Source organism: Microbacterium sp. P2_F9, from assembly GCF_056403635.1.
Genome location: NZ_JBFUFC010000232.1, coordinates 1 through 5,316, shown reverse-complemented (window position 1 = coordinate 5,316; position 5,316 = coordinate 1). Strand labels below are relative to the sequence as shown.

Here is a 5,316-nt window from a genome sequence, read left to right as displayed (position 1 = left end):
GCTCCAGATAGCGACCCAGGATGCTGCGCACGACGATGTTCTCGCTCATCCCCTCCACCCCCGGCTTGAGCGCGCAGATGCCGCGCACCCAGATCTCGACCGGGACGCCGGCCTGGCTCGCCAGATACAGCGCGTCGATGATCTGCTCGTCCACCATCGAGTTCACCTTGAGGCGGATCCGGGACGGCTTGCCCTCGAGGGCGTTGCGCCGCTCGTTGTCGATCTGCCGGAGCAGACCCTTGCGCAGGTGCAGGGGAGCGACCAGGAGCCGCTTGAACTTCTTCTCGATCGCGTAGCCGGACAGCTCGTTGAACAGGCGGGTCAGATCCCGGCCGACCTGGTCGTCCTGCGTGAACAGCCCGAAGTCCTCGTACATCCGGCTCGTCTTCGGGTTGTAGTTGCCGGTGCCGATGTGGCTGTAGTGGCGGAGGATGCCGTCTTCCTCGCGGATGACGAGCGCCAGCTTGCAGTGCGTCTTCAGCCCGACCAGGCCATACACGACGTGGACGCCCGCCTTCTCGAGCTTGCGCGCCCAGACGATGTTCGCGGCTTCGTCGAACCGCGCCTTCACCTCCACCAGGGCCAGCACCTGCTTGCCCGCTTCGGCCGCATCGATGAGCGCCTGCACGATCGGGCTGTCGCCCGAGGTGCGGTACAGCGTCTGCTTGATGGCCAGGACGTGCGGGTCCTTGGCCGCCTGCTCGAGGAACAGCTGCACGCTCGTCGCAAAGGATTCGTAGGGGTGGTGGACGAGCACATCGCCCTTGCGGATGGAGGCGAAGATGTCGGCGCGGCCGTTCTGCTCGGCCGGCTGGAACGGCAGCGCCGTCGTCGGAACGTGCGCGGCGTAGTGCAGCTCCGGCCGGTCGATCCTCGACAGGTCGAACAGCCCGCGCAGATCCAGCAGACCCGGCAGGCGGTAGACCTCCTGCGACGTGATGTCGAGCTCCTTGACCAGCAGGTCGAGGGTCACGTCGTCGATCTCCTCGGTGACTTCGAGGCGGATCGGGGGACCGAACCGCCGCCGCAGGAGCTCGGCCTCGAGCGCCTGGATGAGGTTCTCGGTCTCGTCCTCCTCGATGACCATGTCCTCGTTGCGCGTGAGGCGGAACGTGTGGTGGTCGAGGATCTCCATGCCCGGGAAGAGGTCTTCGAGGTGATTCGCGATGATGAACTCGAGGGGGACATACCGCACCCGCTCGCCGTCGCGCGAGACCCGGACGAATCGCGGGAGCATCGGCGGAACCTTGAGTCGGGCGAAGTCCTGTCGACCCGTGCGGGCGTTCCGGATGCGGATCGCCAGGTTGAGCGACAGCCCCGAGATGTACGGGAAGGGGTGCGCCGGGTCGACCGCAAGCGGCATCAGCACGGGGAAGACCTGCGCCTGGAAGTACTCGTAGGCGTACGCCTTCTCTTCGTCGGTCAGGGCCTCCCAGGAGAGGACGTCGATGCCTGCGTCGGCGAGCGCGGGCTGGATGTCGTCCACCCATGCCGCCGCGTGGCGGACCTGGAGGCGATGGGCCTCGGCGGAGATGTCGGTGAGGACCTCCTGCGGCGACCGGCCGATGTTCGTCGGCACGGCCAGTCCGGTGACGATCCGGCGCTTGAGCCCAGCGACTCGGACCATGAAGAACTCGTCGAGGTTGCTCGCGAAGATGGCGAGGAAGTTCGACCGCTCGAGCACGGGCAGATTCCGGTCTTCCGCAAGCTCCAGCACTCGCTGGTTGAAGGAGAGCCAGCTGATCTCGCGGTCAAGATACCGGTGATCGGGGAGCTGCGAGACGAACGCCTCCGAGAGGTCGAAGTCGTCGTCATCCGCGTCGCCGAGCCCGGCGTCGAGCACCTCGTGTTCGATCATCCCATCATCATTGCAGGGACAGGTGACGAGCGTGTGAACTCGGGAGCGGCCGCTAGACGGACCGTGCGGACGGGGCTGGAGCCTGGTCGTCCTCGTAGACGTTGAAGCGGTAGCCGACATTTCGGACGGTGCCGATGAGCTGCTCGAGATCGCCGAGCTTGGCTCGAAGGCGGCGCACGTGCACGTCGACCGTGCGGGTGCCGCCGAAGTAGTCGTAGCCCCACACCTCACTGAGCAGCTGCTCCCTGGTGAACACGCGGGACGGGTGCGTCGCGAAGAAGTGCAGGAGCTGGAACTCCTTGTAAGTCAGGTCGAGCGGCTTGCCGTGCACCTTCGCGGAGTACGACGATTCGTCGATCGTGATGCCCGACGTCTGGATGCGCGTCGACACCTGCTCCTTCGTCATCCGTCCGATCGCGAGTCGCACGCGGGCGTCGACCTCGGCGGGGCCGGCCGTCATGAGGATGACGTCGTCCACGCCCCAGTCCGTCGACACCGCCGTGAGGCCGCCCTCGGTGACAACGAGGAGGAGCGGTGCGTCCAGACCGGTCGTGTTCAGGATCTTGCAGAGGGACTTCGCACCGACCAGGTCGATGCGCGCGTCGACGAAGATCACATCCGCGCTCGGTGCGTTCACGAGTGAGGCGGGTTCAGCGGGGATCTGACGCACGCGGTGGCTCAGCAGCTCCAAGGAGGGCAGGACAGGCCCGCCGCCGGGTGCGGAACTGAGAACAAGAAGCTGTGCCAAAGGTGATCCTCCGGACGCGGGTGGGACTCGACGTCACCCTCAGTTTAGAGTCACGACGCGCTCCTCACGGATCGCTTCGACGCACGGGCCTTGTCGGTGCGTCACAATAGGGGCATGGCCGTGCCTGAGCTTGCTCCCCGCCGCACCACCGGCGCCGTTGTCGCGGTGTGGATCGCCTCCGCGGTGATCGCGGTCGTCGTGGGGCTGTTCGTTCCGCCGGACTGGCGGGCGGCGTGGCTCGTCGTCGGTCTCGGCGCCTGCATCTGGCTCTCGTTCGGGCTGCAGCTCGCCAACGGCCGCTCGCACGGGTTCATCCTGCGGGTCGCCGCCGGCTGCCTGGGCGCGCTCGTCGTGATGGGTGTGATCAGCCTGGGGTTCGGGCTGGCATCGGTCGTTCCGGGATAGAGTGTCAGCCATGGATCTCGTCGCACTCGAGCTGTTCTTCGTGGGCCTCCTCGCGCTCGCGTCGCTCGCGATCGCCTTCGTCTCCGGCGTCGTGGTCTGGAACCTGTACCGCGGCCAGCGCTGACCGGAGGCGCCGTGCTCGAGCTGCCGACCGACCTTCCCGCGGACATCGTTCCGCTGTCGTGGCTCCTCGGGATCTGGGAGGGCACCGGCGTCATCGACTACACCGCCGACGGCCACCGCTACGAAGGCGAGTTCGCGCACCGGGTGAGCTTCAGCCATGACGGCGGCGGGTACCTGAACTACTCCGCGGACGCCTGGCTGGACGCCGACGGCGTACGGAGCCCGCTCATCGCCGAGGTGGGCTATTGGCGGCTCTCCCGCCCGGCGACGCCGGCGGATGCCGGCCCCGGCCTGCTCCCGCCCCGATCGCCGTTCGTGGCGCGCACCGCGGACGACGTCGAGCTGCTGCGGACCGCGCAGGGCGGATTCGACATCGAAGTCTCGCTCGTGCACGCGGACGGGCTCATGGAGCTGTACCTCGGCCAGGTTCGCGGTCCGCGCATCGACATCGCCACGGACGCCGTCGTGCGCACCGCCGGCGCGAAGTCCTATGGCGCGGCGACCAGAATGTACGGCCTCGTCGACCAGCACCTGCTGTGGGCGTGGGATATCGCGGCGCTCGGAGCAGACCTCGGCTCGCACGCATCGGCACGACTGGCGAAGGCGGAATGATGACCGAGATCTTCGCGGCGGTACCCGGGGCGGTCGTCGACGACACCGGGCTCCGGCACATCGGCAATCCGCTCGCCGAGCAGCGCGCGCTCGCCGAAGGGCGGGCGATCGCCCCCCTCGGCGACCGGAGGGTGCTCGCGGTTCCCGGYGAGGATCGGCTGTCCTGGCTGGATTCGCTCGCATCCCAGGCCCTGACCGGGCTGGTGCCCGGCGGGAGCACGGAGCTGYTGATCCTCGACCCGCAGGGTCACGTGGAGCACGCGGCATCCGTCATCGACGACGGTGAGACCGCCTGGCTCATCGTGGATCGCGCGGATGCCGAGGGCCTCTTGGCCTGGCTGCTGCGGATGCGGTTCCGGCTCCGGGTCGCGCCCCGCGACGCGACCGACGAGTACGCCGTCATCGGCGGAACGCTGGATGCGCTCACGGCGGTGAACCCTGCGACCCCGGCAGGAGTACCGCTCGTCTGGGTCGACTCATGGCCCGACATCGACTCCGGCGGCTACGCCTATGCGGCCGTCGATCCGCACCCTGGGTTCGACCGGGACTGGGCCGAGGCCATCGTGACGCGTGCCGAGGAGGCGCGGGTGGCCACGGCCGCGGCGACCGGCGGTCTCGCGCTCGCGGGCCTGACGGCATCCGATGCGCTTCGCGTCGCCGCCTGGCGCCCGCGGTGGGCGGCGGAGGTCGACGGGCGGACGCTGCCGCACGAGGTCGACTGGCTGCGCACCGCCGTGCATCTGAGCAAGGGCTGCTACCGCGGGCAGGAGACCGTCGCCAAGGTGCACAACCTGGGTCACCCGCCTCGGCGCCTCGTGGCGCTCCAGCTCGACGGCAGCGACAGCACCTTCCCCGAGCCCGGCGCTGCCGTGCGGGTGGGGGAGGACGCCGTCGGCGTCATCACTTCGGTCGCCCTGCACTATCAAGACGGGCCGATCGCCCTCGCCCTGGTGCGCCGGACGACGCCGGTCGACGCGGCATTGACCGTCGACACCTCGGACGGCCCGATCTCGGCCGCGCAGGAGATCATCGTCCCCCCGGAGGCGGGGGCTACGGCATCGATCCCGCGGATGCCGCGCCTGGGCCGCCGTACGACCGCTCGGTGAGCGCAGCGTCGTGAGCGCTCCGGTCACCGCGGCGATCCCGACCGGGTGGCGGTCGCGCGTCAACCCCAAGCCGGGCCTCGTCCGGGTGCGCCGATCGCTTCCGGGCATTCTGCAGATCGTGGTGGCCGCGACCGGCGCCTACCTCTTCGCCGAGATGGTGCTGGGTCACCCGACGCCGCTGCTCGCCGCGACCGTGACCGTCTCGAGCCTCGGGCTCGTGCGCGACGCACGACCGATCCGGGTGCTCGAGACCGTGATCGGGATGCTGGTCGGCATCCTGATCGCCGAGCTCCTGCTGCTCGTCGCGGGAAGCGGGTGGTGGCAGCTGGCGCTGGCCCTGGGCATAACGCTCATCGTGGCGCGCTTCCTCTCCGCCCAGGCGGGCTTCGCGATCGCCGCCGCGATCCAGTCGCTGATCGTCATGATCATCCCCGGCGGATCGCCCTTCTTCCGGTTCGTCGACG

Annotated in this window: 6 protein-coding genes; 4 read left to right on the top strand and 2 right to left on the bottom strand. The window is 69.0% G+C overall.

Annotated features, from left to right (window positions below; translation table 11 throughout):
* Both AC1DVT_RS17670 and AC1DVT_RS17665 read right to left on the bottom strand, forming a co-directional pair.
* Positions 1-1,858 (bottom strand): RNA degradosome polyphosphate kinase (locus tag AC1DVT_RS17670; protein ID WP_477390432.1); only part of this gene is annotated, 1,858 nt, incomplete at its 3' end.
* 52 nt (positions 1,859-1,910) lie between these two features.
* A complete protein-coding gene (locus tag AC1DVT_RS17665; protein WP_457099277.1) occupies positions 1,911-2,606 on the bottom strand; it encodes a response regulator transcription factor in 696 nt (231 codons plus the stop codon).
* Positions 2,607-2,720: 114 nt separating this feature from the next.
* On the opposite strand from AC1DVT_RS17665, the gene AC1DVT_RS17660 reads away from it, so the two are divergent.
* The 4 genes from AC1DVT_RS17660 to AC1DVT_RS17645 all read left to right on the top strand — a co-directional run.
* Positions 2,721-3,011 carry a hypothetical protein gene (locus tag AC1DVT_RS17660; RefSeq protein ID WP_457099278.1) on the top strand — a complete coding sequence of 97 codons (291 nt, stop codon included), beginning with the start codon at positions 2,721-2,723 and terminating at the stop codon, positions 3,009-3,011.
* A 135-nt stretch (positions 3,012-3,146) separates the two neighbouring features.
* The gene (locus tag AC1DVT_RS17655; protein ID WP_457099279.1) at positions 3,147-3,746 is read left to right on the top strand and encodes a nitrobindin family protein; all 600 of its coding nucleotides are present in this window, start codon (positions 3,147-3,149) and stop codon (positions 3,744-3,746) included.
* Positions 3,746-4,852 (top strand): CAF17-like 4Fe-4S cluster assembly/insertion protein YgfZ, encoded by a 1,107-nt coding sequence (ygfZ, locus tag AC1DVT_RS17650; RefSeq protein ID WP_477390430.1) that lies wholly within the window; start codon positions 3,746-3,748, stop codon positions 4,850-4,852. The genes AC1DVT_RS17655 and ygfZ overlap by 1 nt, the downstream gene beginning before the upstream one ends.
* A 10-nt stretch (positions 4,853-4,862) precedes the next feature.
* Positions 4,863-5,316 (top strand): FUSC family protein (locus AC1DVT_RS17645; RefSeq protein ID WP_477390428.1); only part of this gene is annotated, 454 nt, incomplete at its 3' end.